Annotated in this window: 18 protein-coding genes and 3 pseudogenes; 12 read left to right on the forward strand and 9 right to left on the reverse strand. The window is 74.5% G+C overall.

Going from position 1 to position 19268, the window contains the following annotated elements:
* The 4 genes and pseudogenes from VR45_RS47835 to VR45_RS08345 form a co-directional block, all read right to left on the reverse strand.
* Nucleotides 1-581: pseudogene (locus VR45_RS47835) on the reverse strand (hypothetical protein); the annotation flags it as partial.
* Nucleotides 582-811: 230 nt separating this feature from the next.
* Nucleotides 812-1276 carry a DUF6113 family protein gene (locus VR45_RS08335; RefSeq protein ID WP_234325882.1) on the reverse strand — a complete coding sequence of 155 codons (465 nt, stop codon included), beginning with the start codon at nucleotides 1274-1276 and terminating at the stop codon, nucleotides 812-814.
* Entirely contained in the window at nucleotides 1273-2211 is a 939-nt protein-coding gene (mshB, locus tag VR45_RS08340) for an N-acetyl-1-D-myo-inositol-2-amino-2-deoxy-alpha-D-glucopyranoside deacetylase (RefSeq protein ID WP_045939027.1), read from the reverse strand. Before mshB ends, VR45_RS08335 begins: the two co-directional genes overlap by 4 nt.
* Nucleotides 2212-2242: 31 nt before the next feature.
* Nucleotides 2243-2437 carry a DUF2304 family protein gene (locus VR45_RS08345; protein ID WP_045939028.1) on the reverse strand — a complete coding sequence of 65 codons (195 nt, stop codon included), beginning with the start codon at nucleotides 2435-2437 and terminating at the stop codon, nucleotides 2243-2245.
* A 304-nt stretch (nucleotides 2438-2741) separates the two neighbouring features.
* Between VR45_RS08345 and VR45_RS08350 the strand changes: the two genes are divergently transcribed.
* From VR45_RS08350 to VR45_RS08370, 6 genes are all read left to right on the forward strand, one after another.
* Entirely contained in the window at nucleotides 2742-4895 is a 2154-nt protein-coding gene (locus VR45_RS08350; RefSeq protein ID WP_045939029.1) for a prolyl oligopeptidase family serine peptidase, read from the forward strand.
* Nucleotides 4896-5236: 341 nt separating this feature from the next.
* Entirely contained in the window at nucleotides 5237-6214 is a 978-nt protein-coding gene (locus tag VR45_RS08355; RefSeq protein ID WP_045939030.1) for an ABC transporter ATP-binding protein, read from the forward strand.
* On the forward strand, nucleotides 6211-6933 hold the full coding sequence (locus VR45_RS08360; protein ID WP_045939031.1) for an ABC transporter permease: 723 nt from the start codon (nucleotides 6211-6213) through the stop codon (nucleotides 6931-6933). The genes VR45_RS08355 and VR45_RS08360 overlap by 4 nt, the downstream gene beginning before the upstream one ends.
* Nucleotides 6934-6941: 8 nt before the next feature.
* Nucleotides 6942-8183, forward strand: a complete 1242-nt coding sequence (locus tag VR45_RS08365) for a histidine kinase (RefSeq protein WP_234325883.1) — start codon at nucleotides 6942-6944, stop codon at nucleotides 8181-8183.
* An 83-nt stretch (nucleotides 8184-8266) separates the two neighbouring features.
* A complete protein-coding gene (locus VR45_RS49985) occupies nucleotides 8267-8395 on the forward strand; it encodes a hypothetical protein (RefSeq protein ID WP_286163139.1) in 129 nt (42 codons plus the stop codon).
* A gap of 45 nt (nucleotides 8396-8440) precedes the next feature.
* A complete protein-coding gene (locus VR45_RS08370) occupies nucleotides 8441-9073 on the forward strand; it encodes a response regulator transcription factor (protein ID WP_045939032.1) in 633 nt (210 codons plus the stop codon).
* A 28-nt stretch (nucleotides 9074-9101) separates the two neighbouring features.
* Here the strand turns inward: VR45_RS08370 and VR45_RS08375 are convergent, their stop codons facing one another.
* Together VR45_RS08375 and VR45_RS08380 are read right to left on the reverse strand one after the other, a co-directional pair.
* Nucleotides 9102-9983 carry a transglutaminase-like domain-containing protein gene (locus VR45_RS08375; protein ID WP_045939033.1) on the reverse strand — a complete coding sequence of 294 codons (882 nt, stop codon included), beginning with the start codon at nucleotides 9981-9983 and terminating at the stop codon, nucleotides 9102-9104.
* A 68-nt stretch (nucleotides 9984-10051) separates the two neighbouring features.
* A pseudogene (locus tag VR45_RS08380) lies at nucleotides 10052-11078 on the reverse strand (GNAT family N-acetyltransferase).
* Between the two features lie 130 nt (nucleotides 11079-11208).
* On the opposite strand from VR45_RS08380, the gene fdxA reads away from it, so the two are divergent.
* Together fdxA and dapC are read left to right on the forward strand one after the other, a co-directional pair.
* Nucleotides 11209-11535: a ferredoxin gene (fdxA, locus tag VR45_RS08385; protein WP_030061559.1), complete on the forward strand. Its 327-nt coding sequence runs from the start codon at nucleotides 11209-11211 to the stop codon at nucleotides 11533-11535.
* A 22-nt stretch (nucleotides 11536-11557) separates the two neighbouring features.
* Complete coding sequence (gene dapC, locus VR45_RS08390; protein WP_045939034.1) at nucleotides 11558-12709, forward strand: succinyldiaminopimelate transaminase; 1152 nt, start codon at nucleotides 11558-11560, stop codon at nucleotides 12707-12709.
* An 834-nt stretch (nucleotides 12710-13543) separates the two neighbouring features.
* Here the strand turns inward: dapC and VR45_RS43770 are convergent.
* Nucleotides 13544-13660, reverse strand: a pseudogene (locus VR45_RS43770) (ATP-binding protein); the annotation flags it as partial.
* A gap of 304 nt (nucleotides 13661-13964) precedes the next feature.
* Nucleotides 13965-14993, reverse strand: coding sequence for a hypothetical protein (locus VR45_RS08400; RefSeq protein ID WP_045939035.1), 1029 nt, complete (start codon nucleotides 14991-14993; stop codon nucleotides 13965-13967).
* Nucleotides 14994-15194: 201 nt separating this feature from the next.
* On the opposite strand from VR45_RS08400, the gene dapE reads away from it, so the two are divergent.
* Nucleotides 15195-16268 carry a succinyl-diaminopimelate desuccinylase gene (gene dapE / locus VR45_RS08405; protein ID WP_045939036.1) on the forward strand — a complete coding sequence of 358 codons (1074 nt, stop codon included), beginning with the start codon at nucleotides 15195-15197 and terminating at the stop codon, nucleotides 16266-16268.
* Between the two features lie 133 nt (nucleotides 16269-16401).
* Nucleotides 16402-17211: a TIGR00730 family Rossman fold protein gene (locus tag VR45_RS08410; RefSeq protein ID WP_045939037.1), complete on the forward strand. Its 810-nt coding sequence runs from the start codon at nucleotides 16402-16404 to the stop codon at nucleotides 17209-17211.
* 26 nt (nucleotides 17212-17237) lie between these two features.
* Here the strand turns inward: VR45_RS08410 and folP are convergent, their stop codons facing one another.
* On the reverse strand, nucleotides 17238-18050 hold the full coding sequence (gene folP, locus VR45_RS08415) for a dihydropteroate synthase (RefSeq protein WP_045939046.1): 813 nt from the start codon (nucleotides 18048-18050) through the stop codon (nucleotides 17238-17240).
* Nucleotides 18051-18208: 158 nt separating this feature from the next.
* Between folP and VR45_RS08420 the strand changes: the two genes are divergently transcribed.
* Nucleotides 18209-18640: a DivIVA domain-containing protein gene (locus tag VR45_RS08420; RefSeq protein ID WP_063772436.1), complete on the forward strand. Its 432-nt coding sequence runs from the start codon at nucleotides 18209-18211 to the stop codon at nucleotides 18638-18640.
* A complete protein-coding gene (locus VR45_RS08425; protein ID WP_045939038.1) occupies nucleotides 18637-19239 on the forward strand; it encodes a DNA-3-methyladenine glycosylase I in 603 nt (200 codons plus the stop codon). Before VR45_RS08420 ends, VR45_RS08425 begins: the two co-directional genes overlap by 4 nt.
* The last annotated feature ends 29 nt before the right edge of the window (nucleotides 19240-19268 follow it).

Consider the following 19268-nt stretch of genomic DNA (forward strand, 5'->3'; position numbering starts at 1 on the left):
GTGCCGCGCTGGGCCGCGGCGGGGGCCGCTGCGGGTGCCGTCGCGGAGGCGGCGGGAGCGCCGGCCGGCACCGCGGCAGGGGCGGAGCCCTCGCCGGGCGCGGCCTTCTTCTGCCGGGGGCGGAACCAGGCGCCGGTGGACTCGGCCTCGGAGGCGGCCGGCGGGATCTGCCACTCCGGCGGCAGGTCCGGCGGGGTGGAGCGGCCGCCGCCGTCCATCACGCCGAGCACCGGGGAGGCGGGCGCGGCGGACCGGTGGCGGGGCCCGGCGGCCGGCTCGGCGACGGGCGCGGGAGCCTCCTCGCCGGTGCCGTCCTCGTTCTTGACCGTGCTGCGCACCACCACCGGAGGGATCGGACGCGAGCCGGGGATGTTGATCCGGACGCGGGTGGTGAGGGTGGTCTCGGTCTTCGGGCTGTCGTCCTCGCCCTCCGGAGCCGAGCCCTTGGCGGCGGCGCCGGCACCCGCGCGGTCGCCGCCGGGGAACCCCGGTGTGCCGTAGGGCGGGGTGCCCGACGGGTAGGCGTCCGGTCCCGTGCGCCGAGGCGTCGGGTGGGCGTTGTCAGATTCGCGGCTGCTCAATGCTGCTCTGCTCCGGGTTCGCGGGCCGGGCCGTGCGGCGCGACCGCGGTTGTCGGCGCCGGACCAGGCGGGCGGCGTCGGGTACGGCGTTCTGCGGCACCACCATACTGGGAAGAACCGGCCGGTGAACCGGTTCGGACAGATCCCGATACGTCCGGTTCCTCCGGTATGAGAGTACGACCGGACGGTATTGACTGCCCGTCGTACCGGCCACCGTACGCGGATCCCCCTCAGGGGCGGCGCGGCGGCCCCGGAACGCCGGGGAACCAGCTGGTGCGGGTCGGCAGGGTGGCACAGATCACGCCCAGGATCGAGCCGACGAACAGCCAGCAGAGCGATGTGGCATTGGTCCAGAGCACGTTGTCCCCCTCCGGGCGGGGCACCATCACCAGCAGCAGGGCCAGGAACCAGCCGGCCGCCGGGACCCCCGCGCCGAGCCGGGTGCCGGTCACCCGCAGGCCGCCGTAGAAGGTCGCGGCGGTGGCGGCGAGCGCCAGCAGGACTCCCACGGGCGGCCACAAGGCCTGCACAAATGCTCCGCAGATCGACACCGCGATGCCCAGCAGGAAGAACAGGACATAAGCCGCGATCCGTGCGATGCGCGGGGGCTGGGACTCCTTCAGCCGCTCCTCCCGGCTGCCGAGCAGCGCCGCCGGGATCGAACGGCGCGCGGGCCGGGCGTCGGTCGCGGTCATCGGGCGGGCTCCTCGTGGGCGGCGGCGGGTTCCTCGGCAGTGGCGAGGTCCTCGGCGGTGGCGTCGGAACCGGCGAAGAGGTCCTCCTCCGGCAGTCGCGATCCGGCCCGGCCGCGTACCAACTGGTAGTACTCGGTGGCGAGCAGCGGCTGGCCGAGGTCGTTGGAGAGCGCGAAGAACGCGCCGTCCACGGTGATCTGGGTCGCGTGGGCGGCCATCGCGGCGGCCTTGCGGTCGGTGTACGCGGTGCCGTCCACCACGGTGGTGACCAGCTCGTCGGCCACGACCCCGGGGATGTCGGCGGCCTCCGCCACACCGGGGAACGGCGCCTTCTCGGCGGTCTCGGCGAGGCCCCGCTCGATCACCGGTCGGGGCATCCGGTTCCAGTAGACCTTGGCGATCCGCCAGGCCGGGCCGAGATCGGGCCGGTGGGCCGGGTCGGCGGCCAGCTCGTACGCGCGCATCGCGACCCGGTGTGCCTGGATGTGGTCGGGGTGCCCGTAGCCGCCGTCCTCGTCGTAGGTGACCAGCACCTGCGGGCGGACCTCCCGGACCACCGCGGCCAGCCGGTCGGCGGCCTCGTCCACGTCGGCCCGCCAGAAGCAGCCGGGCGCGTCGTTGTCGGGCACGCCCATCATCCCGGAGTCGCGGTAGCGCCCCGGGCCGCCGAGGAAGCGGAAGTCGGTGACCCCGAGCTCGGCCATCGCCCGGGTCAGCTCGCCGATCCGGTGGGCGCCGAGGGAGTCCTCCCGATCGGCCGTCAGGTGGGCCAGCTCGGGCGGGATCACCTCGCCGCCCTCGCCGAGGGTGCAGGTCACCAGGGTGACCTGGGCGCCCTCGGCGGCGTACCGGGCCATCGTGGCGCCGTTGTTGATCGACTCGTCGTCGGGGTGCGCGTGCACCAGGAGCAGGCGGCGTCCGGTAGTCGCGGTCATGGGGGGAAGCCTAACGACCGCACGGTGGGGGTCAGAGCTTCAGGCCGTTGATCATTCCGGCGAGGTTGCTGGTGACCTGGCTGATCGAGGGGGCGATGGAGCTGGACGCCAGGTAGAAGCCGAGCAGCGCGCAGACGATCGCGTGCCCGAGCTTCAGGCCGGAGCGGCGGATCAGCACCACCACGATGACCAGCATCAGCATGGCTGCGGAGATGGACAGGGCCATGGCGGCTCACACCCCTTCCGGGTGCGCCGCTCCTCCCGGGGAGGGGCGGCGGTCGTACCGTGCGGGACTTGCGGTCGGGCGACCGGGGCCCGGGACGGGGCCTGACGATCACTCGTGGACCAGTCATACCCGATGAGTGAGGCAGGCATTACGTTGAGTGAGGCCGCACACCCCGGGGCACAGTTGCACTCATGGGGCGCATGGGCCGGTCGGAGGGGGTGCGACCCCCTTCCGGGCGTACTTGCGCACGATGCTCCGAACGAGTGATCACCACCGGCGCGGCGGCGTCATAGGGTCTGGTGCCATGACCACCCATACCCCAGCGGACACCTTCCCGAGGCAGTACGCGCGCACCCTGCGCTACACCGTCGGCGCTCCCCGGTCGTTCTCCGTCGCACCCGACGGCTCCCGGGTCGTCTTCCTGCGCTCGCCCTCCGGGGGCGACCGCGCCAACCTGCTCTGGACCCTCGACACCGCCACCGGCGAGGAGCGGATCGCCGCCGACCCGGACGTCCTGCTCGGCGGCGGCGAGGAGGACCTCTCCCCGGCGGAGAAGGCCCGCCGCGAGCGCAGCCGCGAGGGCTCGGCCGGCATCGTCGGCTACGCCCTGGACGGCGCGGGCCGGCTCGCGGCCTTCGCCCTCTCCGGCCGGCTGTTCGTCGCCGACCTGGTCGCCGGCACCGCCACCGAGCTGCCCGCCGAGGGCCCGCTGGTCGACCCGCGGCTCTCCCCGGACGGCGTCCACGTCGCCTACGCCACCACGGCCGGCGAGCTGCGGCTCACCCGTACCGACGGCACCGGCGACCGCGCCCTCGCCTCGCCCGAGGCTCCGAACGTGACCTGGGGCCAGGCCGAGTTCATCGCCCAGGAGGAGATGCACCGCGACCGGGGCCACTGGTGGTCCCCCGACAGCGACCGGCTGCTGGTCGAACGGGCCGACGACACCCCGGTGCACCGCTGGTGGATCGCCGACCCGGCCAACCCGGACCGCGAGCCCGCCGAGGTCGCCTACCCGGCCGCCGGCACCCCGGACGCCGAGGTCGGCCTCTGGCTGCTCGGCCTGGACGGCAGCCGCACCGAGGTGGTCTGGGACCGCGCGGCCTTCCCGTACCTGGCCCGGGTGCACTGGTCCCAGGGCGGCGTGCCGCTGCTGCTGGTCCAGTCCCGTGACCAGCGGGTCCAGCGGATCCTCGGCCTGGACACCGCCACCGGCGCCACCGAGCCGCTGCACGAGGAGCGGGACGACGCCTGGCTGGAGCTGTTCCCGGGCGTCCCGGCCTGGACCCCGGACGGCAAGCTGGTCCGGATCTCCGACGAGTCCGGCGCCCGCGCCCTGGTGATCGGCGAGCACACCGTCACCGGACCCGACCTGCACCTGCGCTCGGTGCTCGCGGTCACCGCCGAGGAGGTCCTCTTCACCGCCTCCGGCGGCGCCGCCGAGACCGACCCCGAGCCCGGCTGGGTCGCCGTCGGCCGGATCGGCCACGACGGCAAGCGGCTCTCCTGGGAGGCCGCCAACGGCCGCCCGTTCACCTCCGTCACCACCGCCGTGCACGCGGCCGGCATCACCGTGCGGGCCACCGCCGAGCCCGACCTGCCCGGCACCCTGGTGCGGGTCTCCCGGGACCTGCCCGAGGGCGTCGCGGTGGACGACATCGCCACCGTCGCCTCCTACGCCGAGACCCCGGTGATCACGGCCCGGCCGGTGTTCCGCTTCGCGGGCGAGCGCCGGATCCCGGCCGCGGTCTTCCTGCCCACCGGCTACGACCGGGAGCGGGACGGCCTGCTGCCCGTCCTGATGGACCCGTACGGCGGCCCGCACGGCCAGCGCGTCGTCCAGGCGCACAACCCGCACCTGAACTCCCAGTGGTTCGCCGACCAGGGCTTCGCGGTCGTCGTCGCCGACGGCCGGGGCACCCCCGGCCGCGGTCCGGCCTGGGAGAAGTCGATCGCCTTCGACTTCGCCGGGGCCACCCTGGACGACCAGGTGGACGCGCTGCGGGCGCTCGCCGAGGAGTTCCCGCTGGACCTCGACCGGGTCGCGATCCGCGGCTGGTCGTACGGCGGCTACCTGGCCGCGCTCGCCGTGCTGCGCCGCCCGGACGTCTTCCACGCGGCGGTCGCGGGCGCGCCCGTCACCGACTGGCGGCTCTACGACACCCACTACACCGAGCGCTACCTGGGCCACCCGGCCGAGCGGCCCGAGGTGTACGAGGCCAACTCGCTGACCGGCTACGCGGCCGGTCTTGAGCGGCCGCTGATGATCATCCACGGTCTCGCCGACGACAACGTGGTGGCCGCGCACACCCTGCGGCTCTCCTCGGCGCTGCTCGCCGCCGGGCGCCCGCACACCGTGCTGCCGCTCTCCGGCGTCACCCACATGACGCCGCAGGAGGAGGTCGCGGAGAACCTGCTGCTGCTCCAGGTCGACTTCGTGAAGAAGTCGCTCGGCGGCTGAGACCGGTCGCCGACCCGCCGCAGGAGGGAGTCGGCGGGAGGGAGGGGGAGCGGAGCCGGAGCAGGGTGCCCGGGCCCGCGGACGAGCGGTGCCGGGGCGTACCCATCCCGCTCCCCCTCGGCCGCGTGTACCCGCACGGGGTCGATCTGTCCGGCCTCGATGTGGGCCACACGCTAGCCCCGGCCACTGACAGACCCTCCCGGGCCACCGCCCGGTGCGTGCGTTCGGCATGACATCCGTCATGCCGAACGCACGACGGCGGTTACTGCCGCCGGACCCCGGCCGCGCGGGACTCTGAGGTGGTGCGAAGGACACCACCGGCAGGGGAGAGGACCGGGACGATGGACACGGGAGAGGTCGCCGCCTTCAGGGGCGTCGGCAAGAGTTACGGACGGGTGCGGGCCGTGGACGGCCTGGACCTGGTGCTGCGGCCGGGCGAGACCGTCGCCCTGCTCGGCCCGAACGGGGCCGGCAAGTCCAGCAGCCTCGACCTGCTGCTCGGCCTGCGCGAGCCCGACCGGGGCAGCGTCACGCTGTTCGGCGGCCCCCCGCGCGCCGCGATCGTGGCCGGCCGGGTCGGCGCGATGCTGCAGAGCGGCGGCCTGATGACCGACGTCAAGGTCCGCGAACTGGTGCGGCTCGCCTGCGAGGTCCACCCGCGCGGCCGGTCCGTCGCCGAGGTGCTCGAGGACGCGGGGATCACCGAGTTCGCCGAGCGCCGCGTCGACAAGCTCTCCGGCGGCCAGGAGCAGCGGGTCCGGTTCGCCCTCGCCGTCGCCGGGGCCAACGACCTGATCGTCCTGGACGAGCCCACCACCGGGATGGACGTCTCGGTCCGGCAGTCCTTCTGGGCGAGCATGCGGGCCCAGGCCGACGCCGGCCGCACGGTGCTGTTCGCCACCCACTACCTGGAGGAGGCCGACTCGATCGCCGACCGGGTCCTCGTCCTGCACCGGGGCCGGCTGATCGCCGACGGCAGCTCGGCCGAGATCAAGGCCCGGGCCGGGGCCCGCCGGATCACCTTCGAGCTGCACGAGGCGGACGGCCCGTTCGACGAGGCACCGCTGCGCCGGCTGCCCGGTGTGCAGGGCCTGGAGGTCACGGCCCGCGTCCCGGGCGTGCGGACGGTGCGGATCCGCACCGCCGACGCGGACGGCGCCGTCGCCGCCGTCTACCGGGCGGGCCTGTACCCGCGCGGTCTGGAGGTCACCGGACTGGGCCTGGAGCAGGCCTTCCTGACCATCACCGGCGAGCAGGACGCCGCCGAGTCCACCGAGACCGTCGAGTCCGCCGAGAACGTGCTGGAGCGTGCGCGATGACCACCCTGATCCGGCTGGAGATCCTGCGGACCTTCCGCAACCGCCGCTACCTGCTCTTCACGATCGCCTACCCGGCGCTGATGTACTTCTTCTTCATCCACGCCTACAGCGCGGACAAGCTGGCCGGCGGCCTCCCGGTGAAGACGTACTTCATGGTCTCGATGGCCACCTTCGGCGCGGTCGGCGCGGTGCTGACCGGCAGCGCGCAGCGGATCTCGCTGGAGCGCAAGAGCGGCTGGGTGCGCCAGCTGCGGCTGACCGCGCTGCCCGGCCGGGCGTACACCGTCGGCAAGATCGCCGCCGCCGCGGTGACCACCCTGCCCGCGATCCTGGTGGTGTTCGCGGTCGGCGCGAGCCAGGGCGTCTCGCTGACGGCCGGGCAGTGGGCCGGCCTGGTGGCCGCGCTGTGGCTGGGCAGCTTCGTCTTCGCGGCACTCGGGGTGGCGCTCGGGTACGCGGCGGCGCCGGACTCGGTGCAGAGCATCGTGATGATCGCCTACATGGCGATGGCCCTGTTCGGCGGGACGTGGTTCCCGGTGAGCGGCTCGCTGGAGACCTTCGCCCGGTTCAACCCGGTCTACCTGTACAACCAACTGGCCGCGTTCACCCGGCCCGGGCAGTCCCTGGACACCGTCGCCGTCGCCGGACTGGCCGCCTTCCTGGTGGTGTTCGTCGCCGCCGCGGCGGCCCTGTACCGCCGCGACACCCGACGGGCATGATGATCGACATGAGCGAGCCGCGCCGGACCCACCGCACCGACGAGCAGCCGGAGGAGGGCCCGGCGCGTCCGTCGTTCATGAACATCCCCGGCGCCTCGGTGGAGACCCGGCGGCAGCTGCTGGTGAAGATCTCCTGGATGCTGCTGTGGATGATCTACCTGGCCTACCCGGTGGGCGACCTGCTGGACGGCGGTCACGGCGCGGGCGCCCGGGTGCTCGGCTGGATCTGCCTGGGGGCCTTCGTCACCGGCTACGTCCTGCTGGTGGTCTTCCGCTCGATGCCCGGAATGCGGCCGTGGACCTGCCGGGTGATCGTCGCGACGATGGTCGCGCTCGCCGTGGCGTCCACCTTCGTGCTCGGCACCGCTTTCCTGTCGCTGTTCATCTACGCCTCGGTGTGCGTCGCGATCATCAGCCCGGCCCGCTACGCCCTGCGCGCGCTGCTCGGCGCGGCGGTGCTCACCGCCGGGGTCGGCCTGCTGGCCCACGCCGACACGGACAACGTGTGGACCTTCACGCTCAGTGCCTTCCTCGCGGGCGCCGCGATGACCGGCCTGCAGCGACTGGTCGGCACCATGAAGGAGCTGCGCGAGGCGAGGGCCGCCGTGGCCCACCTGGCCGCCTCGGAGGAGCGGCTGCGGCTCGCCCGCGACCTGCACGACCTGCTCGGGCACTCGCTGTCGCTGATCACCCTGAAGAGCGAGCTGGCCGGGCGGTTCATGGACGCCGGCAAGGACGAGGCGGCGCGGGCGCAGGTCGCCGACATCGAGAACGTCGCCCGGCAGTCGCTGATCGACGTCCGGGAGGCGGTCACCGGCTTCCGGCGGCCCACCCTGCCGGTCGAGCTGGCCGCCGCCCGCACCGCGCTGGCCGCCGCCCAGGTCACCCTGGAGACCGCGCCGGAGCTGCTCGACGCCTGGCCGGGGCTGGCCGCCGAGGAGGCCGGCGCGCTCGCCTGGGCGCTGCGCGAGGCGGTCACCAACGTCGTCCGGCACGGCGAGGGCGCCACCGTCTGCACCGTGCGGTCCGACGAGACCTGGGAGGGGGACGGCGAGCGCTACGCCGTCCTGGAGGTCACCGACGACGGGCGCGGCCCGGGCAAGTCCCAGCCCGGCAACGGCCTCTCCGGGCTGGAGGAGCGGCTCGCCCTGGTCGGCGGCCGGCTGGAGACCGGGCCGGGCGCGCGGGGCCGGGGCTTCCGGCTGCGGGCCCTGGTGCCGCTGCGGACGGCCTCCGTCCCCGCCCCGTAGCCGACCGGTCCGGGCGGTACCCCCGTAACTCCGGCGCCCCGCCGCGCGGGCGCCGGGCGGTGCGGGCGGGCAGCATGGCAGACATGCCGAAGTCCGCGCTGGCTGTCCTCACCGTGCTGTTCCTCTCCCTGCTGCTCTGTGCCGCGTTCACCGAGGCGGGTACCTCGGCCCGGGGGGCGGCGCCCGGCGGCGCCCAGGGCCACCCCCGCTGACCTCCGCCCCCCCGTCAGGGTGGGGACGCCGTAGGGTCGGGCGGCATGAGTGACAATCAGGGCGACCGGCCCTCGGTGCGGGTGCTGTTGGCGGAGGACCAGGGGATGGTCAGGGAGGCGCTGGCCGCGCTGCTCGGGCTGGAGGGGGACATCGACGTCGTCGCCCAGGTCGGGCGCGGGGACGAGGTGGTGGACGCCGCGGTCGCGTACGACGTGCAGGTGGCGGTGCTGGACATCGAGATGCCGGGGATGACCGGGATCGAGGCCGCGGCGCTGCTGCGCAAGGAGCGGCCGCAGACCAAGGTGGTGATCGCGACGACCTTCGGCCGCCCCGGCTACCTGCGGCGGGCGATGGAGTCCGGGGCGGACGCCTTCCTGGTGAAGGACGCGCCCGCCGCCGAGCTGGCCGAGGCCATCCGCCGGGTGCTGCGCGGCGAGCGGGTGATCGACCCGGTCCTGGCCGCGGCGGCGCTCGCCGAGGGGGCGAACCCGCTGACCGCCCGGGAGCGGGACGTGCTGGCGGCCGCGGCGGACGGCGCGGTGAACGCGGACATCGCCGGGCGGCTGCACCTGTCCGAGGGCACGGTGCGCAACTACCTCTCGATGGCGATCCAGAAGACCGAGGCCCGCAACCGCACCGAGGCGGTCCGGATCGCCCGGGAGAAGGGCTGGCTCTAGGGCCCGCCGATCGCCCCCGGGCCCCGGCTCAGTTGAGCCGGTGGCGGGCGGCGCGGGCCTCCTGGCGGACCTTGGCGGCGGCGTCGGGGTCGAAGGCGTCCAGGATCGCGGCGTACTCGTCCATCTCCCCGGCCCCGCCCAGGAAGTCGCCGGTGCGCACCAGCAGTTCGGCGCGTTCGAGCCGGAGTTGGGCGGGGTGGCGCGGGAGCAGCAGGGCGAGTTCGGTGGCCCAGAGCTGGGTGCGGGCGTGCTCGGGCCGGTCGGCGGCCCAGCCGCGGATGTTGCCGAGCACCCGCAGCACGGTGTCCAGCGGCTGTGCGGGGGTGAGCAGTTCGGGGGTGAACTCGTGCCCGGCGGCGCGCACCAGCTCGGCCACCCCGTCGAGGTCGAGCAGCCGGCCGCCGTGGAAGGGGTCGGCCAGCACGTAGTCGTCGCCGCCGGCGGGCCCGCCGACCGCGACGACGAAGTGGCCGGGCAGGGCGACCCCGTGCACCGTGAGCCCGGCCCTGCGGGCGACCGCCCACCAGACCAGCGACAGCATGATCGGCAGTCCGCGGCGGCGCCGCAGCACCTCCGGCAGCAGCGAGGACTCCAGCCGCCGGTAGTCGGACTTCCGCCCGTGGAACCGCTCGCGCCCGCCGAGGACGGCGGCCAGCAGCGCCGCGGTCTCCTCCGGTCCGGCCGGGGCGCGTTCGGCGACGGCGCGCCGCACGGCGGCCGCGTGCCGCTCCAGCGCCGCCTCGCAGGCGGCGAGCAGGGCGTCGGGCGCGGGCGGGCCGTCGAGGCCGTCCGGGTCCGAGGGGTCGGGGGCGGGGGTGTGTTCGGCGGCCGCGAGCACGCAGAGCAGCACCGGATCGGGGTGCTCGGCCCTGGCCTCGGTCCGGAAGCGTGCTCTGCTCTGCTCGGTCACGGCGGTGGCGGCGGCTTTCGTACGGACGGGCGGACGGGGAGGGACGCGCGGGGGAGCGGCCGGGACTCCTACCCCTGCGGCAGGAGTGCGTACTGGTAAGTGTGACTGGTCGTGAAGCCCAAGCCGTCATAGAGCGCGATCGCCCCGGAGTTCTCCGCCTCGACCTGCAAGTACCCGCCGCTCGCGCCCTCCTCGGCGGCCCGGGCCGCGAGCACCGCCATGACCGCGGTGGCCAGTCCGGCCCGGCGCGCGTGCGCGGCGACCTCGACCGCGCCGAAACCGGCCCACGGCCCGTCGACGACGCAGCGTCCGACGGCCAGCGGCGCCCGGTCGGGACCGGCGCCCGGCACGCTGGCGAACCAGACCGACGGCCCGCCGCGGACCACCCGCAGGGCGGCCTCCTCCACCGNCCGGGCCGCCGCCCGCCCGCCGGTACAGCGACAGCCAGGCCGCGTCGGCGGTCCGGGACAGCCGCACCCGGTCGAGGGCGGCGGGTGTGCCGCCACGGGCGAGCCCGGCCAGCGGCGCGACCCGGACCAGGGTCCGCGCGCAGGTGGCGCCCCGGCGGTCCAGCTCCTCGCGCAGGCCCTCCGGCGAGCCCGGGGTGCAGACCTCCAGCATCGCCGGCAGCCCGCGCGCCGCGTACCAGGCGCGGACGGCCGCCAGCGCCCGGTCGAGCGGCAGGCCGGGATCGCCGAGTGCCAGGGCGGAGTTGGCCCGCCGGGTGAAGCCGGCCGAGGCGCGCAGGGTCCATTCGCCCAGCGGCTCCTGCTCGACGGCCGGCCAGCCGCGGGCGGCGGTCCGCTGGAGCCCGACCGGGTCGGTCGGCGGCAGCGGCGCGCGCCGGGCGGGGAAGAGCGGCACCGGCTTCCCCGCGACCAGCAGCCGCTCGTCGAAGGAGACCGGTCCGCCGGTCCGCGGCACCACCGTCAGGCCCTCGTCGTCCCAGGAGACGAGCACGCCGATCACGTCGCGGAAGACTGGCCGGTTGTCGTCGGCGAAGCCGGTGAGCCGTCGTACGGAGACTCTCCGGCCCACGTCGGAGCGATCCACCCGGACCTCCGGACGGTCCTGAACCGGCCCTTCGACGGCCATCTGGGCACCTCCTGTGCATTTGCGGTCTCCGACCCGCGATACTAGGGGCGGGCATCGACGACACCGCGCTCACCCGCGCACGCGAGAAAACAGAATGGGCCGCCGAGCCCTTCCGAGGAGGAACGACAGCGTGACCTACGTCATCGCGCAGCCTTGTGTCGACGTCAAGGACAAGGCCTGCATCGAAGAGTGCCCGGTTGACTGCATCTACGAGGGCGAGCGATCGCTCTACATCCACCCGGATGAGTGTGTCGACTGTGGTGCTTGCGAGCCGGTCTGCCCGGTCGAGGCGATCTTCTACGAGGACGACACTCCGGAGGAGTGGAAGGACTACTACAAGGCGAACGTCGAGTTCTTCGACGACCTCGGTTCGCCCGGCGGTGCGTCGAAGCTCGGCCTGATCGAGCGCGACCACCCGTTCATCGCCGCTCTGCCGCCGCAGAACGCCGACCACTGACCGGATCGGTGGCAATTCAGCTGTGACTACCAAGAACAGCACGCACGCGCCGTTCCCGGGCCACCCGGGGGCGGCGCGCCGCGTTTCCGACCTCCTGCCGGTGTTCCCCTGGGACAAGCTGGAGCCCTACAAGGCCACGGCGCTCGCCCACCCGGGCGGGCTCTGCGACTTCTCCGTGGGCACCCCGGTGGACCCGGTCCCCGAGGTGATCCAGAAGGCGCTCGCCGCCGCCACGGACACCCCCGGCTATCCGACCGTGTGGGGCCCGGAGGAGCTGCGCGAGGCCGTCGCCGGCTGGCTGCGGCGCCGGCTCGGCGCGGAGATCGGCCCGCGGGCCGTCCTGCCGACCGTCGGCTCCAAGGAGCTGGTGGCCTGGCTGCCGACCCAGCTCGGCCTCGGCCCCGGCGACCAGGTCGCCTACCCGCGGCTGGCCTACCCGACGTACGAGGTCGGCGCCCGGCTGTGCGGCGCCGAGCCGGTCGAGTACGACTCGGTGGACGAGCTGGACGGCTCCCGGGTGCGCCTGCTGTGGGTCAACTCGCCGTCCAACCCGACCGGGCGGGTGCTCGGCGCCGACGAGCTGCGCCGCACGGTGGCGTGGGCGCGCGAGCACCGGGTGCTGCTGGTCAGCGACGAGTGCTACCTGGAACTGGGCTGGGAGGCCGAGCCGGTCTCGGTGCTGCGCCCGGACATCTGCGGGGACGGCCACGAGGGCCTGCTCGCGCTGCACTCGCTGTCCAAGCGCTCCAACCTGGCCGGCTACCGCGCCTCCTTCGTGGCGGGCGACCCGGTGGTGGTCAAGGAGCTGCTGGAGGTGCGCAAGCACGGCGGCATGATCGTGCCGGCCCCGGTCCAGGCCGCGACGGTGGCCGCGCTCGGGGACGACGCGCACGTGGCCGAGCAGCGGGAGCGCTACGCGGCCCGGCGGGCGGCGCTGCGGGCGGCGCTGGAGGCGTACGGCTTCCGGATCGAGCACTCGGAGGCGAGCCTCTACCTGTGGGCGACCCAGGACCGGCCGTGCTGGGAGACCGTCGCCGAACTCGCCGGACTGGGCATCCTGGTGGCGCCCGGCGACTTCTACGGTCCGGCCGGCGACCGGTTCGTCCGGGTGGCGTTCACCGCGACCGACGAGCGGGTCGCGGCGGCGGTGGAGCGGCTGAACGCGGCGCGCTGACCGCGTGGAAGGCCGAAGGGGCCGGTGTTCCGAGGAGGAACACCGGCCCCTTCGCCGTCGTCGTACCGGGGTGCCGCCGCCCCCCCCGGGGGGGACGGGAGCCGCGGGCGGAACGCGGCGGAACCGCGGTGGGGCCGCGAGGACTGCGGGCAGGACTAGGGCGCCCTAGAGGCCGAGGCCGCCGCCGTTGACGCCGCCCAGCAGGCCGCCGATCGGGCCGAGCGCGCCGGTGAGGCCGCCGAGGCCGTTCAGCGGGCTGTTCGGGCCGAGGTCGGCGCCGCCCAGGCGGTTGGCCGAACCGTGCTCGGCCAGGCCGAGCACGTCGGCGCCGGGCAGGCCGGAGGTCAGGCCGCCGGGGACGGCACGGCCGACGGCGCCGAGCGGCAGCGCGTCGGTGACGGCGTTGGTGCTGGGGACGGCCTGGGTCAGCCCGCCCGCGCCCGGGACGGCGTTGGCGACCGCACCGGCCTGGGAGAGCCCGCCGACCGGGTTCGCCCCGCTCTGCGCGCTGCGCTGCGGGCCGGCGGCGTGGCCGGTGACGGCCTCGCCGAGCTTCCCGGCCAGGGTCTTGGCGACCTTCGGGGTGACGCCCGAGAGCTGGCCGGTGGTGGCGGCGGTCTGGTCCACCGGGGCGGTCAGCGAGCTGGCCTTCTCGTTCGCCTCGGGGAGCTGCTGGGCGACGATGTTGCCGGTGGCGTCGGCGGTGGCGGGCACACCCGCGGCCACGGTCGCGGCGCCGGTGGTCCCGGCGGCCTGGCCCAGCTCGTGGGTGGTGTGCTGCAGGGTGGAACCCGTGTCGGTGTTGGTCAGCTGGCCCAGTGGGGCGGCCAGGTCGCTCTTCGGCAGCAGGGCGTCCGCGGCGGACGCGGAGCCGGCCGCGACCAGCGGGGTCGCGCCGGCCGCCACGAGCAGGGCGGCCTGGGCGATCCGGCGCGTGAGGGGGTGAGACATGGGGCTCCTCGAAAGGGGTCTGGGTCCGTTCCGTCCGCCGGGCGGACAACGGTGTTACCGCTTGAGAAGCCAGAAGGTTTCGGCCGGTGCAAGGAAAACGTCGTACTGACCATCTGACGGTATGACCGCACGGGGAGCCGCTCCCGGGGTCGGACCGGGGGTGCGGGCGTGCGACGGGCCAAGGGGAGTGACGGTTCTGCGCCCGGCCCGGCCCGGCCGTCCGCCTGTCCACCTGTGTTGACGCGAATCACTCGTACGGCGGCAACCCGGACACCAGTGCGTCAGCCGCCGGGACCCCCCGGTCTCAGCCCTTCGCGGGAGCCGCCAGCGAGACCAGCACCAGCTTGGTCGACGTCCCGGTCGACTGCGGCTTCCAGCCGTCCTCGGACTTCGCCTTCCGCCAGATCCGACCGTCGTAGGCGACGGTCTCGATGCCCAGCCGCTGCGCCTGGGTCACTGCCCAGTGCGCCACCGCCCAGCCGTTCTGCCGTTCGGCCTCCGGCCCGGAGTCGGTGGACGCGGTCGGGTCCGGGGTCAGCGAGACGGCGTTCTCGGCGCCCTTCACCGTGGACGTGTAACCGGCCGCCGGGGTCACCGTCCGGCCGAACTCGCGGCGCACCCGGTCGCTCAGCACCTGCGCCCGGTCCGGGCGGGCCGCCGCCGTCGCGCCGGTGTCCGGCGCGGCCCCGGCCGGGGCCGGCGAGGACTCCTCCTCGTCGGTGTCCGGCGCGGCGAAGTCGTGCACCACGCAGTTCAGCGCGGCCGCCTCCCGGCCGGTCAGGGCGGAGGCCAGCAGGGTGGCCTTGGTCTCGTGCTTGGCGTAGGCCTGCGGGTAGCCGCTCTTCTGCACCTGCTGGGCCGCGTCGGTCAGCGGCAGCCGGGTGTAGCCGGGCACCTTCACCAGGCCGTCCAGGAACTTGTTGGTCGCGTAGACCGGGTCCATGATCTGCTGCACGGTGCCCCAGCCCTGCGAGGGCCGCTGCTGGAACAGGCCCACTGAGTCCCGGTCGCCGCCGGCCAGGTTGCGGATCTTGGACTCCTGCATCGCGGTGGCCAGCGAGATGGTCACCGCCCGGTCCGGCAGACCGCGGGCGTGCGCGACGGCGGCGATGGTCGCGGCGTTGGCGGCCTGCGGAACCTCCAGCGTCCCCTCGCCGGCCGGGGTCTTCACCGAGCAGCCCTCGGGGGTCAGCAGCTTCTGGTCGCGCAGCCAGTACAGCCCCACCGCGACCACGGTCAGCACCAGCAGGACGATCAGCACCGCGCGCACCGGCCTGCGGCGCCGCGGCGGCGCCGCGTCACCGTCCCCGCCGCCGCTCTTCCGCCTGGCCACCGCCGCCCCTCTCCACCGAGCACCTCGAACCGACACCGTACCCACTCGGACGGGTGTGCGGCGGCGGACGGTTGCCCCGGGACGGCACCGAAGCCGTCACAGGCCGGCCACGGCCCGGATCCGCCCGGGACCCGTCCGGACCTGTGCGGGATCCGTCCGGGTTCGCGGACGGGTTCCCGGACGGGACTACGCTGGACGACCATGAGCAGCTCGAAGACGCCCCTTGACCTCACCCTCGACGGCGGCGCGCTGACCGCCCAGCTGGTCGACTTCCCCTCCGTCAGCGGCGACGAGCAGGCGCTCGCCGACGCCGTGGAGGACGCCCTGCGGGCCCTCCCGCACCTGACCGTCGACCGCTACGGCAACAACGTCGTCGCCCGCACGAACCTCGGCCGCGCCGAACGCGTCCTGCTCGCCGGCCACATCGACACCGTGCCGATCGCCGACAATGTGCCCTCCTGGGTCGAGGGCGACCTGCTCTTCGGCTGCGGCACCTCGGACATGAAGTCCGGCGTCGCCGTCCAGCTCCGGCTCGCGGCCACCCTGCCCGAGCCCAACCGGGACCTCACCTTCGTCTTCTACGACTGCGAGGAGGTGGAGGCCCACCGCAACGGTCTCGGCCACCTCGCCCAGGCCCACCCGGACTGGCTGACCGCCGACTTCGCGGTGCTGATGGAGCCCAGCGGGGCGGTCGTCGAGGGCGGCTGCCAGGGCACCCTGCGCGCCCAGGTCCGGCTGACCGGCGTCCGGGCCCACTCGGCCCGCAGCTGGCTCGGCGACAACGCCATCCACCACGCCGGCGAGGTGCTGCGCCGGCTCTCCGAGTACCGGGCGCGCAAGGTCGACATCGACGGCCTGGAGTACCACGAGGGCCTCAACGCGGTGCGGATCGACGGCGGCGTGGCCGGCAATGTGATCCCCGACGAGTGCGTGGTGACGGTCAACTTCCGCTTCGCGCCGGACCGCGACGAGGCCGAGGCCGAGAAGCACGTGCGCGAGGTCTTCGACGGCTTCGAGGTCACCGTCACCGACTTCGCCCCGGGCGCGCTGCCCGGCCTCAACCAGCCGGCCGCCCGGGCGTTCCTCACCGCCACCGGCGGCACCGCCCGCGCCAAGTTCGGCTGGACCGACGTAGCCCGGTTCAGCGCGCTCGGCGTCCCGGCGGTCAACTACGGCCCGGGCGACCCGAACATGGCGCACAAGCGCGACGAGCACTGCTCGCTGAGCGCGATCGCCGAGACCGAGGAGCGGCTGCGGGCCTGGCTGACGGCCTGAACCCGGCGGACGGCCGGACCGGCCCCGCGGCCGGTCCGACCGTCCGACCATCGGCCGAACGCCATCTTCCGGTTGCCCAACCGACCTTCCACCGTTGCCTGAAAAAGGGGAGGCAGGGGCGTAGGGTTTCGTCATGACAGGCACTGGAGACGAAAAGCACTACGGCCACGGTCCTGAGCAGGTGGGCGAGCCGCGCCCGAAGAAGGCGTGGCCCGAGAAGCAGAAGGGCCCGGTGCTGGTGCGCCGGGACCAGGTCGGCGAGAGCACCACGGACCAGCGGCTGCTGGACACCACCGGCCCGACCGACTGGCTGCACACCGACCCCTGGCGGGTCCTGCGCATCACCTCGGAATTCGTCGAGGGCTTCGGCGCGCTCGCCGAACTCCCGCCCGCGATCAGTGTCTTCGGCTCCGCACGGACCCCGGTCGACTCACCCGAGTACGCCGCGGGCGTGGCGATCGGCCGGGCCCTGGTCGAGGCCGGCTTCGCGGTGATCACCGGTGGCGGTCCCGGCGCGATGGAGGCGGCCAACCGGGGCGCCTCGGACGCCGGCGGGCTCAGCGTCGGGCTCGGCATCGAGCTCCCCTTCGAGCAGGGGCTCAACGAGTTCGTCGACCTCGGGCTGAACTTCCGTTACTTCTTCGTCCGCAAGACGATGTTCGTGAAGTACTCGCAGGGCTTCGTCGTCCTGCCCGGCGGCCTCGGCACCCTGGACGAGCTGTTCGAGGCGCTCACCCTGGTGCAGACGAAGAAGGTCACCCGCTTCCCGGTGATCCTCTTCGGCAGCGCGTACTGGGGCGGACTGGTCGACTGGCTGCGGAACACCCTGGTCGCCCAGGGCAAGGCGGCCCCGCACGACCTGGAGCTCTTCCACGTGACCGACGACATCGACGAGGTCATGAAGATCCTCGCCGACGCCCGCCGGCCCGTGAACGAGATCTAGGCGTGTCCTAGGGGCCCTGGAGGCCCTTACGCCAGCCCCCGGCGGGCCACGGCCGGCGGGCGGGTGCCGCGGATCGAGGCGACCATGTCGAGCACCTGCCGGGTCTCCGCCACCTGGTGCACCCGGTACACCTGGGCGCCCAGCCAGGCGGAGACCGCCGTGGTCGCCAGGGTGCCGAGCAGCCGCTCGTTCACCGGCCGGTCCAGCGTCTCGCCGACGAAGTCCTTGTTCGACAGCGACACCAGGACCGGGAAGCCGGTCGCGGTCATCTCCGGCAGCCGCCGGGTCGCCTCCAGCGAGTGCCGGGTGTTCTTCCCGAAGTCGTGCCCCGGGTCGATCAGCACCGCGTCCCGCCGCACACCCAGCTCCACCGCCCGCTCGGCCAGCCCGACGGTGACCCGCAGGATGTCCGCCATCACGTCCTGGTAGCCGGCCCGGTGCGGCCGGGTGCGCGGCTCCGCGCCGCCGGCGTGCGTGCAGACCAGCCCGACGTCGTGGCGGGCGGCCACCTCGGCCAGCCGCGGGTCCACCCCGCCCCAGGCGTCGTTCAGCAGGTCGGCGCCGACCTCGCAGACCGCCTCGCCGACCTCGTGCCGCCAGGTGTCCACACTGATCACGGCCTCGGGGTGGCGCTTGCGCAGCTCCGCCACGAACGGCACCGTGCGCCGCAGTTCCTCCTCGACGGTCACCTCGTCACCCGGCCCGGCCTTCACCCCGCCGATGTCGAGGATCGCCGCGCCCTCCGCCATCGCGCGGTCGGCGGCCTCGAACGCGGCCTCGTCGGCGAAGGTCGAGCCCTTGTCGAAGAACGAGTCCGGTGTCCGGTTGACGATCGCCATGATCACAAGCTCGTCGTCGCCGAATTCCCGTGGTCCCAGGCGCAGTGCCACCGATGTCTCCTCCACAGCTGCTGCGGGTGCGATGATGGCCCCCCCGGCCCATCGGGACCATGATCCCACTCCTGTCGGGGCCGGCCGGAGAATCGGGAGGACCGCTCGTGTTCTGGGTGATCGTGGTGGCCATGGCCGTAGTGGTCGGCGGCGCCGCCCTGGTGGCGCTGGGCGGCGGCGGTTCGCTGCCCGAGGCCGTGCAGGACCGGATCTCCGCCCGGCTGCCGCAGGACCGCCCGCTGGGCCGGGCCGACGTGGACGCGCTGCGCCTGCCGATGGCCCTGCGCGGCTACCGGATGGACGAGGTGGACGACGTCCTCGACCGGCTGGGCGCCGAACTCGCCCACCGGGACGTCCGGATCGCCGAGCTGGAGGCGCTGGCCGCCGTGCGCGGCGCCGTCGAGGCGACCGACCGCCCCGAGCCCGGCGCCGAACCGCTGCCCGGCCTGGAGGAGTTCGCCCTGGTGGTCGAGCCCGCCGTCGCCCTCACCAAGTCCACCGCGGCCCCCGAGGACGCCGTGCCGGACGGGGAGCGGTGAGCGCCGGCACCGGTGCCGTCCTGGGGGCGGACGGGCTGCGCCGCTGCGCCTGGGGCGACTCGGCGGACGACTACCGGATCTACCACGACACCGAGTGGGGCCGCCCGGTGCGCGGCGACGACGCCCTGTTCGAGCGGGTCTGCCTGGAGGCCTTCCAGTCCGGCCTGTCCTGGATCACCATCCTGCGCCGCCGCGAGGGCTTCCGGGCCGCCTTCGCCGGCTTCGCGATCGCCGAGGTCGCCGAGTTCGGCCCCGCCGACGTCGAGCGGCTGCTCGCGGACACCGGGATCATCCGCAACCGGGCCAAGATCGAGGCCTCGATCGCCAACGCCCGGGTCGCCCGTGAGCTCGACGGCGGACTGGACGCGCTGATCTGGGGGTTCGCCGGGGACCCGGACCGGCCGGCGCCCCGCACCCTGGACGAGGTGCCGGCCGTCACGCCCGAGTCGACGGCGCTCGCCAAGGCCCTGAAGAAGGCCGGCTTCCGGTTCGTCGGCCCGACCACCGCGTACGCGCTGATGCAGGCCTGCGGACTGGTGGACGACCACCTCGCCGACTGCCACGTCCGCACCGCGCCCGCGGGGCCGGTCCGGGCCTGAACGGGGCCTGAACCGGGCCCGAACCGGGG

The sequence above is a fragment of the Streptomyces sp. NRRL S-495 genome (assembly GCF_000966955.1).
GTDB classification, from domain to species: Bacteria; Actinomycetota; Actinomycetes; order Streptomycetales; family Streptomycetaceae; genus Kitasatospora; species Kitasatospora purpeofusca.